Origin of the sequence: Rhizobium sp. 57MFTsu3.2 (assembly GCF_012932765.1) — a bacterium.
In the GTDB taxonomy this organism is placed as follows: Bacteria; Pseudomonadota; Alphaproteobacteria; order Rhizobiales; family Rhizobiaceae; genus Rhizobium; species Rhizobium altiplani.
In genome coordinates, this window is record NZ_JDWI01000016.1 from 1 (window position 1) to 17,083 (window position 17,083).

General features: G+C 62.4%; 16 protein-coding genes. 11 read left to right on the forward strand and 5 right to left on the reverse strand.

Features of this window, described 5'->3' with window-relative positions; translation table 11 throughout:
* The 3 genes from AF71_RS17405 to AF71_RS17415 form a co-directional block, all read right to left on the reverse strand.
* Positions 1 to 267, reverse strand: a 267-nt coding sequence (locus AF71_RS17405; protein ID WP_246733723.1) for a reverse transcriptase domain-containing protein, incomplete at its 3' end; no start/stop codon positions are given.
* A 214-nt stretch (positions 268 to 481) separates the two neighbouring features.
* The gene (pyk, locus tag AF71_RS17410) at positions 482 to 1,921 is read right to left on the reverse strand and encodes a pyruvate kinase (RefSeq protein ID WP_018860297.1); all 1,440 of its coding nucleotides are present in this window, start codon (positions 1,919 to 1,921) and stop codon (positions 482 to 484) included.
* Positions 1,918 to 2,406, reverse strand: a complete 489-nt coding sequence (locus AF71_RS17415; protein ID WP_025658050.1) for a DUF1036 domain-containing protein — start codon at positions 2,404 to 2,406, stop codon at positions 1,918 to 1,920. Before AF71_RS17415 ends, pyk begins: the two co-directional genes overlap by 4 nt.
* A gap of 198 nt (positions 2,407 to 2,604) precedes the next feature.
* On the opposite strand from AF71_RS17415, the gene AF71_RS17420 reads away from it, so the two are divergent.
* The 3 genes from AF71_RS17420 to AF71_RS17430 all read left to right on the forward strand — a co-directional run bounded on the left by AF71_RS17420 (position 2,605) and on the right by AF71_RS17430 (position 4,068).
* A complete protein-coding gene (locus tag AF71_RS17420; protein WP_025658049.1) occupies positions 2,605 to 3,396 on the forward strand; it encodes an N-formylglutamate amidohydrolase in 792 nt (263 codons plus the stop codon).
* A gap of 11 nt (positions 3,397 to 3,407) precedes the next feature.
* Entirely contained in the window at positions 3,408 to 3,713 is a 306-nt protein-coding gene (locus tag AF71_RS17425; protein WP_018860293.1) for a DUF1244 domain-containing protein, read from the forward strand.
* Between the two features lie 91 nt (positions 3,714 to 3,804).
* The gene (locus AF71_RS17430; RefSeq protein ID WP_007527482.1) at positions 3,805 to 4,068 is read left to right on the forward strand and encodes a DUF2312 domain-containing protein; all 264 of its coding nucleotides are present in this window, start codon (positions 3,805 to 3,807) and stop codon (positions 4,066 to 4,068) included.
* A 74-nt stretch (positions 4,069 to 4,142) separates the two neighbouring features.
* Here the strand turns inward: AF71_RS17430 and AF71_RS17435 are convergent, their stop codons facing one another.
* Entirely contained in the window at positions 4,143 to 4,901 is a 759-nt protein-coding gene (locus AF71_RS17435; RefSeq protein ID WP_169682292.1) for an alpha/beta hydrolase, read from the reverse strand.
* 388 nt (positions 4,902 to 5,289) lie between these two features.
* On the opposite strand from AF71_RS17435, the gene AF71_RS17440 reads away from it, so the two are divergent.
* From AF71_RS17440 to AF71_RS17475, 8 genes are all read left to right on the forward strand, one after another.
* Positions 5,290 to 5,907: an ANTAR domain-containing response regulator gene (locus AF71_RS17440; RefSeq protein ID WP_169682294.1), complete on the forward strand. Its 618-nt coding sequence runs from the start codon at positions 5,290 to 5,292 to the stop codon at positions 5,905 to 5,907.
* Complete coding sequence (locus AF71_RS17445) at positions 5,904 to 7,118, forward strand: CmpA/NrtA family ABC transporter substrate-binding protein (protein WP_169682296.1); 1,215 nt, start codon at positions 5,904 to 5,906, stop codon at positions 7,116 to 7,118. Before AF71_RS17440 ends, AF71_RS17445 begins: the two co-directional genes overlap by 4 nt.
* Positions 7,119 to 7,437: 319 nt before the next feature.
* Complete coding sequence (locus AF71_RS17450; protein WP_025658044.1) at positions 7,438 to 8,700, forward strand: nitrate/nitrite transporter; 1,263 nt, start codon at positions 7,438 to 7,440, stop codon at positions 8,698 to 8,700.
* A gap of 17 nt (positions 8,701 to 8,717) precedes the next feature.
* Positions 8,718 to 11,168 (forward strand): nitrite reductase large subunit NirB, encoded by a 2,451-nt coding sequence (gene nirB, locus AF71_RS17455; RefSeq protein WP_018860288.1) that lies wholly within the window; start codon positions 8,718 to 8,720, stop codon positions 11,166 to 11,168.
* Between the two features lie 4 nt (positions 11,169 to 11,172).
* A complete protein-coding gene (nirD, locus tag AF71_RS17460) occupies positions 11,173 to 11,508 on the forward strand; it encodes a nitrite reductase small subunit NirD (protein ID WP_025658043.1) in 336 nt (111 codons plus the stop codon).
* On the forward strand, positions 11,508 to 14,165 hold the full coding sequence (locus AF71_RS17465) for a nitrate reductase (RefSeq protein WP_169682355.1): 2,658 nt from the start codon (positions 11,508 to 11,510) through the stop codon (positions 14,163 to 14,165). Before nirD ends, AF71_RS17465 begins: the two co-directional genes overlap by 1 nt.
* Positions 14,137 to 15,633 carry a siroheme synthase CysG gene (cysG, locus tag AF71_RS17470; protein ID WP_169682299.1) on the forward strand — a complete coding sequence of 499 codons (1,497 nt, stop codon included), beginning with the start codon at positions 14,137 to 14,139 and terminating at the stop codon, positions 15,631 to 15,633. The genes AF71_RS17465 and cysG overlap by 29 nt, the downstream gene beginning before the upstream one ends.
* Positions 15,633 to 15,950 carry a hypothetical protein gene (locus AF71_RS17475; protein WP_169682301.1) on the forward strand — a complete coding sequence of 106 codons (318 nt, stop codon included), beginning with the start codon at positions 15,633 to 15,635 and terminating at the stop codon, positions 15,948 to 15,950. The genes cysG and AF71_RS17475 overlap by 1 nt, the downstream gene beginning before the upstream one ends.
* Before the next feature lie 7 nt (positions 15,951 to 15,957).
* Here the strand turns inward: AF71_RS17475 and AF71_RS17480 are convergent, their stop codons facing one another.
* A complete protein-coding gene (locus AF71_RS17480; RefSeq protein WP_169682303.1) occupies positions 15,958 to 17,064 on the reverse strand; it encodes an HPP family protein in 1,107 nt (368 codons plus the stop codon).
* Positions 17,065 to 17,083 lie beyond the last annotated feature (19 nt).

Consider the following 17,083-nt stretch of genomic DNA (forward strand, 5'->3'; position numbering starts at 1 on the left):
ACGGTCGATCAGGATGTCATGGTCAACCCGGTCGAAGAATTTCTCCAGGTCAACGTCCACGACAACCCGCCGTCCGGACTGCACGAACGATTGCGCCGCCAGGACGGCATCGTGTGCACTCCTTCCAGGACGGAAGCCGTAGCTGTGCTGACTAAAAGTCGGATCAAGAATAGGCTGGAGGACTTGCAGGAGCGCCTGTTGGATCAGACGGTCCAGCACCGTGGGGATGCCAAGCTCGCGCTCGCCGCCCCCTGGCTTCGGGATCATCACATATCCGGTTCTTGTCCATCGGCCCGCAGGTTCGATCCACGCTTCCTCCCCACGGTTGGTCACCCTTCCGCAGTTGCGCTTCACTTCGCTCGCTGTGACCAGCTTACGGTGGGACTTCCACCCACAAGAATGCGCCCATGCTGGGCGCACAACAAAAAAAGCCGTCGCCTAGGTCAGGCGACGGGCTTTCGTTCAATCCCTACGGAAAATCTTAGACGCCGCTCTGGCCGTCGGAGCCGATATAGGCGATGCGCAGCATGTTGGTGGCACCAGGTGTCCCGAGCGGCACGCCGGCCGAGATAATGATGCGGTCGCCCGGCTTGCCGAAGCCTTCATCGGCTACTATGCGGCAGGCACGGTTGACCATGTCGTCAAGGTCGGTCGCGTCATGCGTGACGACGCAGTGCAGGCCCCACACGATGGCAAGGCGGCGAGCCGTCTGGATGACAGGCGACAGCGCCAGGATCGGCACCTGCGGGCGCTCGCGCGAGGCGCGCAAGCCGGTTGTGCCTGACGAGGTATAACAGACGATGGCCGACAGGCGCAGCGTCTCGGCGATCTGCCGGGCCGCGAGCGAAATCGCGTCGGCGCCGGTTGCCTCCGGCTGCGCACGCTGCGCGTAGATAATACCAGGATAGTGCGGCTCGCGCTCGATGGCGCTGGCGATCGAGGCCATCGTCGAGACCGCTTCGACCGGGTAGTCACCCGAAGCGGATTCCGCCGATAGCATCACCGCATCGGCGCCTTCGAAGACGGCCGTGGCGACGTCGGACACCTCGGCGCGGGTCGGAACCGGCGCGGAGATCATCGATTCCAGCATCTGCGTCGCGACGACGACCGGCTTGCCCGAACGGCGGCAGGCGCGGATCAATTGCTTCTGGATGCCCGGCACGGATTCGAGCGGCATTTCGACGCCGAGGTCACCACGGGCGACCATGAGCGCGTCGGACAGCTCGATGATTTCCTCGATGCGCTCGATCGCCTGCGGCTTTTCGATCTTCGACATGATGCCGACACGGCCGCGCGCGATCTTGCGCACTTCAGCCAGATCTTCCGGGCGCTGCACGAAGGAGAGCGCGACCCAGTCGACATCGTCGGTTTCGAGAACAGCTGCGAGGTCGGTGCGGTCCTTGTCGGTCAGAACCCCGACGGTGAGCAGCGTGTCGGGAAGGCTGACGCCCTTGCGGTCGGAAATCTTCGTGCCGGAAATGACCGTCGTGACGATGCTCTTGCCGTCGCACTTTTCAGCGCGCAGGGCGAGCTTGCCGTCGTCGATCAGCAGGCGGTGACCGGGCTGCACCGATTCCAGAATTTCCGGATGCGGCAGGAACACGCGGGTGGCGTCGCCGGGAATGTCCTTGTTGTCGAGCGTGAAGGTGTCGCCCGGCTTCAGGTCGACCTTGCCTTCGGCGAACTTGCCGACGCGCAGCTTCGGGCCCTGCAGGTCGGCAAGGATGCCGATCGGACGGCCGGAGCGCGCTTCGACGGCGCGGATACGCTTGATCAGCGTGCGCATCACGTCATGGCTGGCGTGGCTCATGTTGATGCGAAAGACGTCGGCACCGGCCTGGTGCAGCTTCTCGATCATCGATTCCTCGGACGAGGCGGGTCCGAGGGTGGCGAGGATTTTAACTTTGCGGTTGCGCTTCATTGATTCGGGCTTTCTTGGGTGCCTGGGGTATCGGAAAGTTGAACCATCCAGCTGCCCTGGCGGCCCGTGTCATATTCCTTGAACCCCATCTTTTGATAGCCACGGGCGTAGCAATCATTGACTCCCGTGATCTTGAACTCGTTTTCCGCCACGCACATCTGCACGTCACCCGTCCATCGGCCTCCCCGGGCAGCGTCTTCGGCGTAGAGATAATAGTATCGGGACTGCAACTCCCCCTCGATCAGCGTCGCACAGGTCGTCGCCGGCACTTGCCACCAGCCTTCCGTCATCCAGCCATCCTTGGCTCGATATCCGATCGCCACGCCCACCAGATTCTGCGTTCCGTTGCACACACGGAAATCCGCGCGGGCCACATCGGCAATGAAGAACGGCGAGAACGCCGCAAGGACAAAAAGGGCAAAACGGGCAAGCGGCCCGGAACGCGTAAGGAAACTTGGCGCGGTCTGGATCAACACGACTTCCAATTGGCTCCCGGTTATTCGATGTTTGTGCTTTCTTGCGCTGCCTCCCGGCGAATGTCAACGCAATGCTAATCGATTATATCCTAGATGACCGACCGTACTTCGGCCGGGCCGCAGCCTTTGCTTGCCAAGCGCGCTTGAACCCATCGGTGACGCGTGCGATCAAAGACGGCCCCGTAAACTGCGATCGACATTTCATCCATGAGCACTTTCAAATCATTTGAACTACTAGCCGGCGATCATGACAAAGGCATGGTGCTGCTCGGCGATCACGCGATGAATCGACTGCCGGAGCGCTATGGACGACTTGGCTTGCCGGACAATGCCTTCGAGCGCCACATCGCCTATGACATCGGCATCGAGGGACTTGTCAGGAACCTGTCGACGAGGCTCCGAGTGCCCGCCGTCCTGGGCGGCTTTTCGCGGTTGCTGATCGACCCGAACCGGGGCGAAGACGACCCCACGCTGATCATGAAGATATCGGACGGCGCGATCGTGCCGGGCAACCATCCGATCACCGTGGAGGAGTGGAATTACCGGATCGAAACGTTCCACCGGCCCTATCACAATGCCGTCAGCGAAACGATCGACAGAGTCGCCAACAAGACCGGGAGTGCGCCGCTCGTTCTCTCGCTTCATTCCTACACGCCGGTCTGGAAACACTTTCCCCGCCCCTGGCACGCAGCCGTCCTGTGGGATACCGACAAGCGCGCAGTCGCCCCCTTGCTTGATTTGTTGCGCAGCGATCCCGATCTCGTGGTCGGTGACAACGAGCCTTACGACGGCGCGCTGAAGGGCGATACAATGTATCGACATTGCATGCTGACCGGCATTCCGCACGCGCTGCTCGAGGTACGCCAGGATCTGATCGGCGACGAGCCGGGTATTGCTGCGTGGGCGGACCGTCTCGCACCGATCTTCGAGACCATGAATGCCGATCCGGCACTGCACGAGTACAACGTGCATGTGTCGCGCACCGGTCCGTACGAATAAAGGAGACCGAGATGGCCGCCCTGACGAGACAACAACAGACCGAATTCGAGGCTGCGGCTTTTCGTCGCCTCGTGGAGCACCTGCGCGAGCGCAGCGATGTCCAGAACATCGATTTGATGAACCTTGCGGGCTTCTGCCGCAACTGCCTGTCCAACTGGTACCGCGAAGCAGCCGAGACGGACGGAGTTCCGCTCTCCAAAGACGAATCGCGCGAAATCGTCTACGGCATGCCGTATGACGATTGGAAGAACCTCCACCAGAACGACGCCTCGGCGGAGCAAAAAGCAGCGTTTGAGCTGAACAAGCCGCACAAATAATTCCTGTGCGGCTCGAATCGGCTTGACCCCGGACACGCTTCGCGGCAGTCAACGCCATCCGAATTTTCCCACCCCCAATCAGGAGAACACGATGTCTGATGCTCATGGCGTCGCCCGCGATCAGCTTCGCGCCTTTGTGGAGCGCATTGAACGCCTGGAAGAAGAAAAGAAGACCATCGCCGACGACATCAAGGACGTCTACGGCGAAGCCAAGGGCATGGGCTTCGATACCAAGATCCTCAAGAAGGTCGTTGCGCTGCGCAAAAAGGACGAGCAGGAACGTATGGAAGAGGACGCAATCCTCGACACCTATCTGCATGCACTCGGCATGATCGAAGCTCCGCCGGAAGGCTGATCGTTTCGCGCCTTACCTTCAAAGCCGCCGACATTCTCGGCGGCTATTTTGTTTGCGATTGGGTCGGGCAGAACTTATCTGCCGGCTTCCTTGGCCGCCTTCTCGATCACGTCAGCAACCTTTTTCGGCTGCGAGGCGAAGACCGCGTGACTGGACTTGATCTCGGTGACCACGCTGCCGGCACGCTTTGCCATGGTCCGCTCCAGTTCGGGGTTGATGGAGCGATCCTCGGTCGCCACGATGGACCAGCTCTTTTTCGTCCGCCAGGCAGGTTCCCCGACTTTGGTGCCAAAGACCTCTTTCGCAGCAAAGACCTGTGACTGCGCCACGAAGGCTGCTTCGGCCTTAGGCAGGTCGGCGGCAAAATCGGCGTGAAAGACGCTTGGATCGAGATAGAGATACTTGCCGTCCTTGGTTTCCTTGATGCCCTTTCCGGCCGGAGGCTTTGAGGCCGCAAGAGTAGCTACACTTTCGCCCTTGTCAGGCTGGAAGGCCGCCACATAGACAAGTCCCTCGACATGCGGGTTCCGGCCGGCTTCCGTAATGACCATGCCGCCATAGCTATGCCCGACCAGTAGCGTCGGCCCATCCTGCAGGTCCAGCACGCGGTTCGCCGCAGCGACGTCGTCGGCGAGCGAGGTCAAAGGTTCCTGTACGACCGTAACGTGAAAGCCGCGCCGCTCCAGGATTTCGGTGGCCTGGCGCCAGCCGGATCCGTCGGCGAAGGCGCCGTGAACAATGACGATGTTCTTGATGTCAGCGGCCTGGGACGCAAAGGCGATGACGCTGGTGGCGAGTGCCAGTGCGAAGGTGGAAACGATACGGCGGTTCATGCGGTCGCTCCTTTAATCTATGGGATGCCGGGCTTGAAATGGTCGGGAGGCGCGGCTGAGGTTGAAAACGTGGGTAATCTGGTCTGCGCGACGTATCGCTGATATGTCAGGCTCCATCGCGATATGTAACGCAGTGTAGGAAGCTCAACCCTGTGCAAATTTGCGTGGGAACGCTGCGCCCGCCGCCCTCGCCAATGCTCATAGAATAAGCATTGAAACAAATTGCTTGATTTTGAGGCGTCGTTCGCGCATTCAATGCCGCACAAGGGACTTCGACCTTGGCCTCAGAGATCATAGGGCAAGACAACCGCAGCATGGCACCTTTCGCGATATCAATGCCGACGCTATCTCATCTGACGCAAATCCCTGACGACCGGCGGTAGACCCCGTGGCCAACCGCTCTTCCAAGCCTGGTGACCTCAACGTGCTCGTCATCGACGAGAACAGCATCCGCGCGTCGATCATCGATGTTGGCCTGCGGGAGGCAGGCTACGACAACGTCACGATCATCGACGACATGAACGGCCTCGCGAGGCGTATCACGGAGATCAACCCCGACGTCATCGTCATCGACCTCGAGAACCCGAACCGCGACATGCTGGAAAGCATCTTCCAGATTTCCCGCGCGGTTAAGCGCCCCATTGCAATGTTCGTTGACCAGTCGGACGAGGCCTCCATCGAGGCCGCCGTCGAGGCCGGCGTCTCCGCCTATATCGTCGACGGTCTGAAGCAGGAGCGTGTCCGCCCGATCCTCAAGATGGCGATCAGCCGTTTCAATGCCTTCTCGCGCCTGAACCGCGAGTTGGAGGAAACGCGCGGCGAACTGGAAAACCGCAAGCTGATCGACCGCGCGAAGGGATTTCTGATGCGATCCCGTGGACTGAGCGAAGATGAGGCCTATGCGCTCATGCGGCGAACGGCCATGAACCAGAATAGAAAAATCGTCGAGATTGCCCAAAGCCTGATCACGGCTGCGAGCCTTCTGGATCCGGGAACCGACGCATGACGAGCACACATCAGATCACCGCCGGCTTTCTGCCGCTTCTCGACAGCGCAATTCTGGTCGCCGCCAAGGAGAAGGGCTTTGCAGCGGAACAGGACATCGAGCTGAGGCTCGTGCGTGAACGCTCATGGGCGACGATTCGCGACCGGCTTGCGGTCAGCCATTTCGACGTGGCGCATATTCTCGGCCCCATGCCGATCGCCTGCAATCTCGGACTGACCGCGCCGGCGCCGCGTATGATCGTGCCGATGGCGCTTGGACTTGGCGGCAATGCCGTGACTGTCTCCGCCGACGTCTGGAGCGAGATGGCCGCATGCGGTGCCTCGCCCGATCTCGACGCCCACGCGAGCGGCCTTGCCCTGCGGCGCGTCATTGATAACAGGAACGGCGAGCGTCTGCGCTTCGGAGTCGTCCACCCCTATTCAGGTCATAACTACGAGCTGCGCTACTGGCTCTCCGCAAGCGGCATCGATCCCGACAAGGATGTGGAGATCGGCGTCCTGCCTCCGCCCGATATGGCGGACGCGCTGACATCAGGCCTCATCGACGGCTACTGCGCCGGCGAGCCATGGAACACACTCGGCGTGCTCCATAACCGCGCGCATCTGGCGACGGTGAAGGCCGCCATCTGGAAATCGAGCCCTGAAAAGGTGCTTGGCGTCAACAGCCGCTGGGCCGACGGGCATCCGGAAGCGCTCGCGGCCCTCCTGCGGGCGCTTTACACGGCCTCCCGCTGGTGCGCCGACATCCGCAATCACGAGGAGCTTGCCAAGCTGCTCGCGAAGCCCGCCTATGTCGATCGGCCTTTGGAAAGTCTGCTACCCGCATTGACCGGTCTGCTGCACATTGGCGGGAAGGAGACGCTGAGCATCAAGGACTTCTTTGTCCCCAATGCCAAGGCAGCGACGTTCCCTTGGAAGAGCCACGCCTTGTGGTTCTACACGCAGATGGTTCGCTGGGGGCACATCCGGCATACCGCAGAAAACCAGCAGATCGCCAACGACACCTACAGGCCCGATATTTACCGAAGCGCCTTGAAGGCGCTTGATGTCTCGATGCCGGCGGCGAGTTCGAAGGTGGAGGGTGCGCTCAAGGTCGAGACGCCCGTCGGCTCGAGCGGCGCGCTAACCCTTGGGCCGGACGGCTTCTTCGACGGCGGCCTGTTCGATCCCGATGACGTCGACAGCTATATCGCGAGCCAAGCTCGCCGCTGAGCACGTGCTTATTTTATACGCATTGCACAAATTTTAGAGTGATTGTTGCACGTGCGTTGACACCGAGGACGTTCGCGGGATCTCCGCGACCAACGATTTTCATTCAAAACCAATAGCTTACTAAAACTGGCACGGCCCTTGCTTTGTTATAAGCAGGCCAACAGGCCAAGAATTCCGCGTCCAACGACGGGCGCCCACAGCAAAGCCGCTGATCAGGATATCTCGCGCACGTCTAGTGAAAGCGCGCCCTGACCAGCGGCTTTTTGTTTTTAACCCCTAGCGATGGATAGGCACGACCTTGTCGGGCCCCGGAGAAGCCATGTCTGTTATCAGGAACACGCAGTCCATGTCCGCCGGCGAACCAGCCAAAGCATTGTGGATGTCCACGATTGCCTTCACCCTCTGTTTTGCCGTCTGGACGATCTTCGCGATCATCGGCATCCGCATCAAACAGGATCTCGGCCTGAACGAAGCCGAGTTCGGATTGCTGGTCGGCACGCCCGTTCTGACCGGTTCGCTTGTCCGTATCGTCCTTGGCATCTGGACCGGCCGTTATGGCGGCCGCCTCGTCTACACGCTCACCATGTTGGCTGCTGCCCTGGCGACCTTCCTCCTCTCCTATGCCCAGACCTACACGCAGATGCTGATCGCCGGCCTCGGCGTCGGCCTTGCCGGCGGCTCCTTCGCAGTCGGCGTCGCCTATGTCTCGCCCTTCTTCCCGCCTCAAAAGCAGGGAACGGCGCTCGGCATCTTCGGTGCCGGCAACGTCGGCGCCGCAGTGACCAAATTCGCGGCACCCTTCGTCTTGATCGCCTGGGGCTGGCAGGCGGTTGCTCAGATCTGGGCGGTCGGCCTGGCATTAATGGCAATCGTCTTCTGGTTCACCACAACGGATGATCCAGCCTTCCGCCTTCGCCGCGAGGGCAAGGTTGCCTCCAAGAGCCTGGCACAGGAATTCGCGCCGCTGAAAAACGTCCAGGTCTGGCGTTTCTCCCTCTACTACTTCTTCGCCTTCGGCGGTTTCGTTGCCCTGTCGCTGTGGCTGCCCCGCTATCTGGTCGGTGTTTACGGCTTCAATCTAGCAACTGCAGGCATGGTCGCAGCCGCTTATTCCATTCCGGGCAGCATCTTTCGTGCATTCGGCGGTGTTGTCTCCGACAAGAAGGGCGCCCGCAGCGTGATGTATGTGATGTTCGCCGTCGCAGCTGTCGCGACACTCATCCTGTCACTCCCGGCTGCCGGCGCAAGCGCAACGGTCGGCATCACGCCTGCGGTCTTCATCGTCGTCATCTTCGCTCTCGGCTTCGTCATGAGCCTCGGCAAGGCCGCCGTCTACAAGCACATCCCGGCCTACTACCCTGAAAGCGTCGGCGCCGTTGGCGGCATCGTCGGCATGATGGGCGGCCTTGGCGGCTTCATCCTGCCGATCGCCTTCGGCTTTCTCAAGGATATGACCGGCCTCTGGTCGAGCTGCTTCATGCTGCTCTTTGCGATCGTGATCATTTCGCTGGTCTGGATGCACCTGTCGGTCAAGCAACTCGACCGCCGTGGCCTCTCCGCCCAAGCCGTCGCTGCCACCTGATCTGAGGACCTGAAACCATGACTGAGAAGCTTGTCATCATCGGCAACGGCATGGCGCCCGGGCGCATGCTCGAGCACCTGTTCGAAAGGACGCCGGGCCAATATCAGGTCACGATCTTCAACGCCGAGCCGCGCGTCAACTACGACCGCATCATGCTCTCGCCGGTTCTGTCCGGCGAAAAGGACTACGAAGAGATCATCATCCACGGCGATGGATGGTACATCAAGCACGGCATCACCCTCTACAAGGGCCACAAGATCATCAAGATCGACCGTGCGGCCAAGACGGTCACGTCGGATCACGGCGTCACGGAAAGCTACGACAAGCTGGTGATCGCCACTGGCTCCGTGCCCTTCATCATTCCCGTGCCCGGCAAGGATCTGCCCGGCGTCATCACCTATCGCGACCTCGACGACGTGCAGGCGATGCTGCTCGCCGCCCAGTCTCGCGAGAAAGCGATCGTCATCGGCGGCGGCCTGCTCGGCCTTGAAGCGGCGGCCGGCCTTGCCTCTCGCGGCATGGATGTCACTGTCCTGCATGTCATGCCGACACTGATGGAGCGCCAGCTCGATCCTGCTGCCGGCTATCTTCTGCAGAAGGCCGTGGAAGAGCGCGGCATCAAGGTCATCTGCAAGGCCAATACCAAGGCCATCATCGGTAACGGCAAGGTCGAGGGCATCGAGCTCGACGACGGCCGTATCATTCCGGCGACCCTCGTCGTCATGGCGGTCGGCATCCGCCCGAGCGTTGGGCTCGCCAAGGACGCCGGCATTGCCGTCAACCGCGGCATCGTCGTCGATGACGGCATGCTGACCTCGGACGGCAGCATCATGGCGCTCGGCGAATGCGCCGAAGTCGGCGGCATGGTCTACGGCCTTGTCGCTCCGCTTTACGAGATGGCCCGCGTCGCCGCCTCGCATCTATCCGGCGACCGTTCCGCTGCCTTCGTGCATTCCGACACGCCGACCAAGCTCAAAGTGACAGGCATCGAGCTCTTCTCGCTCGGTGACTTCGCCGATGGCGACGACCGAGAGGAAATCGTGCTGCGCGACGCCTCAGCCGGCGTCTATAAGCGCCTCGTGTTGAAGGACAACAGGATCATCGGCACCGTGCTCTACGGCGAAACCGCCGACGGCGCCTGGTTCAACGATCTGAAAAAGAAACAGACCGATATCAAGGAGATGCGCGAAACGCTGATCTTTGGTCAGGCCTACCAGGGAGGGTCGCCGCTGGACCCTATGGCGGCCGTTGCAGCCTTGCCGGATGACGCGGAAATCTGTGGCTGCAACGGCGTATGCAAGGGCAAGATCACGTCGACGATCACGTCCAAAGGCCTGACGTCGCTGGACGACGTGCGCGCCCACACCAAGGCGTCCGCCTCCTGCGGCTCCTGCACCGGCCTCGTTGAAAAGCTGATGACGCTGACGCTTGGCGACAGCTACAACCCGGCCGCCGTCACGCCGATGTGCACCTGCACCGAACTCAGCCATGACGACGTCCGCCGCCTCATCAAGGCCAAGGGTCTGAAGAGCATCCCTGCCGTCATGCAGGAGCTCGAATGGAAGACGTCGTGCGGTTGCGCCAAGTGTCGCCCGGCTCTCAACTACTACCTCGTCTGCGACTGGCCGGACGAATATGCCGACGACTACCAGTCGCGCTTCATCAACGAACGCGTCCACGCCAACATCCAGAAGGACGGCACCTATTCCGTCGTTCCGCGCATGTGGGGCGGCGTGACGAACTCCAACGAACTGCGCGCAATCGCTGATGTCGTCGACAAGTTCGAAATCCCGATGGTGAAGGTGACGGGCGGCCAGCGCATCGACCTGCTCGGCATCGAGAAGGAAGACCTCCCGGCTGTCTGGGCCGATCTCGGCAAGGCAGGATTTGTTTCCGGACAGGCCTATGCCAAGGGCCTGCGCACGGTGAAGACCTGCGTCGGCTCCGATTGGTGCCGCTTCGGCACGCAGGACTCCACCGGCCTCGGCATCCGCATCGAGAAGTTCATGTGGGGCTCCTGGACGCCGGCGAAGCTGAAGCTCGCCGTCTCCGGCTGCCCGCGCAACTGCGCCGAAGCGACCTGCAAGGATATAGGCGTCATCTGCGTCGACTCGGGTTTCGAGATCCACTTCGCCGGCGCCGCCGGCCTCGACATCAAGGGCACGGAGGTCCTCGGCCTCGTCAGGACCGAGGACGAGGCGCTGGAGCATATCGTGGCGCTGACACAAATGTATCGCGAGCAGGCCCGCTATCTCGAGCGCATCTACAAGTGGGCAAAGCGCGTCGGCTTGGAGGAAATACGCCGCCAGATCATGGGCGACGCCGACAAGCGCGAGGCTTACTACGATCGCTTCGTCTTCTCCCAGAAATTCGCCCAGGTCGATCCCTGGTCGGAGCGCGTCTCCGGCAAGGACAAGCATGAGTTCAAGCCGATGGCGACCATCGGTTACCCGCAGGCCGCTGAGTAAGGAGATGGATATGAACTGGATTTCAATCGGCGACATCTCCGACATTCCGCTGCGGGGCGCTCGCTGCGTGAAGACACCCCAGGGAAAGATCGCCGTCTTCCGAACGGCCGAAAACGAGGTCTTCGCCATCGAGGACCACTGCCCGCACAAGGGCGGGCCGCTCTCCCAGGGCATCGTCCATGCCAAGGCCGTCACCTGCCCGTTGCACAACTGGGTGATCTCGCTAGAAACCGGCAAGGCGCTCGGCGCCGATGAGGGCGAAGTGCGGACCATTCCCGTCCGCAACGAGGACGGCGCCCTCTACATCGCGCTCGAAAGCCTGATGATGGCAGCCGAATGATGCAGAAAGAGGTCAAGACAACCTGTCCCTATTGCGGTGTCGGCTGCGGCGTCATCGCCAAGCTCGCGGAAGACGGCAAGGTGTCCGTCAAGGGCGACCCGGACCATCCCTCCAACTTCGGGCGGCTGTGCTCGAAGGGCTCGGCGCTCGGAGAAACCGTCGATCTCGACGGGCGCATCCTCCATCCGGAAATTGCGGGGGAGCGGGCGGAATGGGGACAGGCGCTTGACCTCGTCGCGCAACGATTTTCCGATGCCATCGCCGAGCACGGCCCCGATTCCGTTGCTTTCTATGTGTCCGGCCAGCTGCTGACCGAGGACTACTATATCGCCAACAAGCTGATGAAGGGCTTCATCGGTTCGGCCAACATCGACACCAATTCGCGGCTCTGTATGTCGTCCTCCGTCGCCGGTCACCGCCGCGCCTTCGGCTCGGACACAGTGCCGGGCACCTACGAAGACATCGAGCTTGCCGATCTGGTGATCCTCACCGGCTCGAACCTCGCCTGGTGCCACCCGGTCATCTACCAGCGGCTGGCGGCGGCCAAGGCCGCGCGCCCCGGCATGAAGGTCGTCGTCATCGATCCGCGGCGGACGATGACATCAGATATCGCCGACCTGCATCTCGCCATCCGCCCGGACAGCGATGTTGCCCTTTTCGTCGGCCTTTTCGAACACCTGATCGCAAGCAACGCCATCGACCAGAACTACGTCGCCGAACATACCAACGGCTTTGCGGAGGCCTTTACGGCTGCCACAGGCGTCTCCTTCAACGAGGTGCTTGATATGACCGGCCTGCCGGCCATGCAGCTTCGCGAATTCTACCGCCTCTTTGCCACGACCGAGAAGGTCGTCACCTGCTACAGCCAGGGCGTCAACCAGTCCTCATCTGGCACCGACAAGGTCAACGCGATCATCAACTGTCATCTCGCCACCGGCCGCATCGGCCGGCCGGGCATGGGCCCGTTCTCGCTCACCGGCCAGCCGAATGCGATGGGTGGTCGCGAAGTCGGTGGGCTTGCCAACATGCTTGCCGCCCACATGGCCATCGAAAATGCCGAGGACCGCGACCGTGTCCAGCGCTTCTGGAATGCGCCGGCCATTGCGCAAACGCCGGGCCTAAAGGCCGTCGACATGTTCAGGGCTGTCGCCGACGGCCGCATCAAGGCGCTCTGGATCATGGCGACCAACCCGGTTGTTTCCATGCCGGATGCCGACGCCGTCGAGGCCGCCATCAAGGCTTGTCCCTTCGTCGTCGTCTCCGATGTCCTGAAAAGCACAGACACCGCCCGTCACGCCCATGTCCTTCTGCCCTCGCTCGGCTGGGGTGAGAAGAGCGGCACTGTCACCAACTCCGAGCGCCGCATCTCCCGCCAGCGCCCCTTCCTCGATGCACCGGGAGAGGCCCGCGCCGACTGGTGGCAGCTTGCCGAAGTGGCGCGCCGCATGGATTTTGCCCAAGCCTTCGACTTCAGCTCCAATGCCGAAATCTTCGACGAGCACGCCGCTCTCTCCGCCTTCGAGAACAACGGCCGTCGCGACTTTGATATCGGCGCATACGTCGGCTTGAACCGTCAGTCGTACGACGAACTCCCCCCTTTCCAGTGGCCACAGCCCGCAGGCCACAACGCGACCGAGACCCGCTTCTTCGCCAAGGGCGGCTTCTACCACGCCGACGGCAAGGCACGTTTCATCGCCGTCGAACCGGTCGCCTCGGATCGCACCAGCGCCGACTATCCCTTCACACTGAACACCGGCCGTATCCGCGACCAGTGGCACACGATGACCCGGACGGGCAAAAGTGCGCGGCTCTCCTCGCACATCGCCGAGCCCTTCGCAGAGCTTCATCCGCGCGACGCCATCGAGATCCGCGTCGGCAATGCCGGCCTCGTCGAAATAGAAAGCCCTCACGGCAAAGCCGTGGTTCGCGCCCTGATCACCGAGCGCCAGGCGCGCGGCAGCATTTTCGTACCGATGCACTGGAACGATCAGTTCGCCGCGAAGGCACGCATCGACGCCGTCGTCGCACCCTTGACCGACGCAATCTCCGGCCAGCCGGCATCGAAGAATGGTGCGGTTGCTGCTCGACGCTTCAAAGCGGCGCGCTACGGCTTTGCCGTTTCCGCAGCCAAGCCTGATCACCTCGATGCCGCCTATTGGGCGCTGGCAAAGGCCGAAGGCGGCTGGCGAGTGGAGCTCGCCTTCGACCAGCCGGTCGAGGACTGGTGCACGTGGTGCCGCAGCACCTTCGCTATTCCCGAGGGCGTCGAGCCGCTTGGTTACGCCGACCAGCAATCCGGCGATCTGAGGCTTGCCTTCTTTGGCGGCCAGCGACTGCTTGCCGCCTTGTTCCTGGCGCGCGAACCGGTGGCTGTTGCGCGCAACTGGGCGATCTCTCAGCTCACCGCCGAGCACACCAATCTGCGCAAGCGCTTCGCTCTCGTTGCCGGTCGCCCGGGCGCAGACAAGCCCGATCCGGGTGCCACCGTCTGCTCCTGCTTCGGCGTCGGCGTCAACCAGATCGTCGCCGCTGTACGCGGCGGCTGCCACAGCGTCGAAGCCGTCGGCAAGGAACTCAATGCCGGAACCAACTGCGGCTCGTGCCGCGCCGAAATCAGGGGGATCATCGATGGATGTCTTGCAGCAGCCGCGGAATGAAGCACCCGCCCGCATGGAACCGCTTGCCAAGCTGCCGGTGTTCTGGGCACTTGAATCCAAGCGCGTGATCGTCGCCGGCGGATCCGATGCCGCCGCCTGGAAAGCCGAGCTTCTCGCTGCCTGCGGCGCGGAGGTGCATGTCTACGCCGACGCGGTTTCCGACACTTTCGAGAAGCTGATCTCGCGCGGCGCCGAGCATCCTCGGGGCAGTTTCGTCCGTCACTGCCATGGCTGGAATGAAACCATCTTCGCCGGCGCGGCCATCGCCATCGCCGACTGTGAGGAAGAGGACGAGGCGAAAGCCTTCTTCGACGCCGCCCGCATGGCCGGCGTCCCAGTCAACGTAATAGACAAGCCTGCCTTCTGCCAGTTCCAGTTCGGCTCCATCGTCAACCGCTCACCCGTCGTCGTCTCGATCTCGACGGATGGCGCCGCCCCGATCCTCGCCCAGGCGATCCGGCGTCGCATCGAGACATTGCTGCCTTGGACACTGAAGGGTTGGGCTGAACTCGCTCAGACATTGCGCGACCGGGTCAATGAACGACTGACTCCCGGCCCGCTCCGCCGCGCCTTTTGGGAGCGATTTGTCGATCGCGCCTTTTCAAGTTCGGATACGCCGGAGGAGGGCGTCGGCGGGCTGCTTCTCGAGGAGGCCGACAGGCTTCGGGAAGCGCCCGCCCACTCCTCGCGCGGTCGCGTGACGCTGGTCGGCGCCGGCCCGGGTGATGCGGAGCTTCTGACGTTGAAGGCCGTCCGCGCCCTGCAAGCCGCAGACGTGATCCTCTTCGACGACCTGGTTTCTTCAGAGGTTCTGGAGCTTGCCCGGCGAGAAGCCAAGCGCATGTTGGTTGGCAAGCGCGGTGGCCGCACAAGCTGCCGCCAGGAAGACATCAACGCCATGATGGTGAAGCTCGCCAAATCAGGCAAGCGGGTCGTACGACTGAAGTCCGGCGATCCGATGATCTTCGGCCGCGCCGGCGAAGAGATTGCCCATCTCGATCGCGAAAACATCCCCGTCGATGTCATCCCCGGCATAACAGCCGCAAGCGCCATGGCCTCCCGCCTCGGGATTTCGCTGACGCATCGCGACCATGCCCAATCCGTCCGCTTCATCACCGGCCATTCTCGTCATGGCGGCCTGCCGATCGATGTCGACTGGGCCGCTGTCGCCGATCGCCACACCACAGCTGTCTTCTACATGGGTGGCAGGACGGCACCGCTCATCGCCGACCGGTTGATCGAGGAAGGCCTGCCGCCGGAAACGCCGGCCATCATCATCAGCGACGTGAGCCGTTCGACCGAACGTGACTGGAGCGGCACGCTCGCAACCATCCCTGAGGGAATTGCGGCGATCGGCTACGACAATCCGGTACTGATTGCGGTCGGCACTGCGCTTGCAGCACGCCTGAACGTTCGCGACACGAACGGTTTCGACGGTGATCATCGTTTGGTCATGGGTGCGCGCTGATGCAACTCCACACGATCGCCCCCGCCCTCCTCGTTCTTGCCATTGCCTTGAGCTGGCCGCGCTTCAGCAGCATCTTTCGCGGCGAAACACAGGCCGCGGTGGCAACTGCGCCGCTGACCATGATCGCCAGCGCCGTCAGCCTTTCCGCTCTCGGATTGGCCTTCGCCGGCAACGGACCATGGCTCGGCATGCTGATCGCGGCGCTAGGCCTGCTTCTCGGCTGGACGATGCGCACGCCGGCGCCGCCGTTTGCCATCTCGCTTTCCGCGCTTAGTCTGGCCGCATACCTGCAGTTCGGACAGCCCACTCTCTTCTAGCCGCCATTCAGGCCGCGATCCGCGCCGTCCGTTCCGGCAGCATGTGGGCCATGGCGCTTAGCAGGTCCGTCTGCGAGATGAGCCCGACGACATGGCCGGTGGGATCGACGATGACAACGGCGTGGGTGCGCCCGTCCGTCAAGACGGGCAACAGACTGACGGCCGGCGCATCTGGAGGAGCGGTTGCCGCCGTCACGATATGGCCGGCAACCTGCTCGGCCTGCATCAATTCGCGCAGCCCGACCGTGCCGATCAATCGCCCACTGCCATCCTTAACGGGCAGCGTGCGGATGTTGTGCTTCAAAAGCAGCGCGCGCGCATCCTCCGCCGTGGCGTTCTCCCCGACCGCAATCACATCACGCGACATGATGTCGGCGCAGCTGACGGTGCCATGGGAACGAACGGCAGCCTCCACCTCGACCTGCCGCAGCAAGCGGCTCAGGTCGCCGCGGTCGATATCGAACGTTTCCTCGAACTTCGCGAGTGCCGCGTCGACGTCTTCCTCGCGGAAGCCTATCCGTGTCACGGACGGCGGATCGATCGTCTGATGCGTATTGACCGGCGCCGGCACGGCGACGTGCGGATAGTTTCGCCGTCCCAGTTTATGGAAAACAACGCCGAGCGCCACCAGGATGCAGGAATTCAGCGCCACCGGCACAAAGGGGAAAAGCAGCCCCCAGCTCGCTACCGCCGGGCCGCCCAGCACGGCGGTCAGCGCCGCGGCGCCACCCGGCGGGTGAAGGCAGCGGGTGAACGACATGGCGCCGATCGCCAGCGAGACGCCAACGCCGATCGCGATGATCGGTTCGTGAATGAAGTGTGCGGCGAGAATGCCCATCATGGCGGAGATCGTGTTGCCACCAATGATCGACCAGGGTTGTGCCAGCGGACTTGCCGGCACGGCGAAAAGCAGCACGGCCGAAGCCCCCATCGGCGCGACAATCAGCGGCAGATGCGGACCCTGGCCGAAGAAATAGCCACAGACCATGCCTGTCAGCGCGATCGCAATCAGCGCGCCAAGGCAGGCAAGCATGCGCTCACGCAGCGTGGCGCCGGCGAGGATCGGCGAGAACAGCCGGCGGCCGAGGGCCTTGGGAGTGCTGGAATTTGACATGACGAACCGACAGTTTGTG

Bases quoted from the DNA above. Each gene is read 5' to 3' on its own strand.
- pyk (WP_018860297.1), bottom strand. From the start codon at position 1,921: ATGAAGCGCAACCGCAAAGTTAAAATCCTCGCCACCCTCGGACCCGCC.
- AF71_RS17420 (WP_025658049.1), top strand. From the start codon at position 2,605: ATGAGCACTTTCAAATCATTTGAACTACTAGCCGGCGATCATGACAAA.
- AF71_RS17425 (WP_018860293.1), top strand. From the start codon at position 3,408: ATGGCCGCCCTGACGAGACAACAACAGACCGAATTCGAGGCTGCGGCT.
- AF71_RS17430 (WP_007527482.1), top strand. From the start codon at position 3,805: ATGTCTGATGCTCATGGCGTCGCCCGCGATCAGCTTCGCGCCTTTGTG.
- AF71_RS17435 (WP_169682292.1), bottom strand. From the start codon at position 4,901: ATGAACCGCCGTATCGTTTCCACCTTCGCACTGGCACTCGCCACCAGC.
- AF71_RS17445 (WP_169682296.1), top strand. From the start codon at position 5,904: ATGACGAGCACACATCAGATCACCGCCGGCTTTCTGCCGCTTCTCGAC.
- AF71_RS17450 (WP_025658044.1), top strand. From the start codon at position 7,438: ATGTCTGTTATCAGGAACACGCAGTCCATGTCCGCCGGCGAACCAGCC.
- nirB (WP_018860288.1), top strand. From the start codon at position 8,718: ATGACTGAGAAGCTTGTCATCATCGGCAACGGCATGGCGCCCGGGCGC.
- nirD (WP_025658043.1), top strand. From the start codon at position 11,173: ATGGATATGAACTGGATTTCAATCGGCGACATCTCCGACATTCCGCTG.
- AF71_RS17465 (WP_169682355.1), top strand. From the start codon at position 11,508: ATGCAGAAAGAGGTCAAGACAACCTGTCCCTATTGCGGTGTCGGCTGC.
- cysG (WP_169682299.1), top strand. From the start codon at position 14,137: ATGGATGTCTTGCAGCAGCCGCGGAATGAAGCACCCGCCCGCATGGAA.
- AF71_RS17475 (WP_169682301.1), top strand. From the start codon at position 15,633: ATGCAACTCCACACGATCGCCCCCGCCCTCCTCGTTCTTGCCATTGCC.
- AF71_RS17480 (WP_169682303.1), bottom strand. From the start codon at position 17,064: ATGTCAAATTCCAGCACTCCCAAGGCCCTCGGCCGCCGGCTGTTCTCG.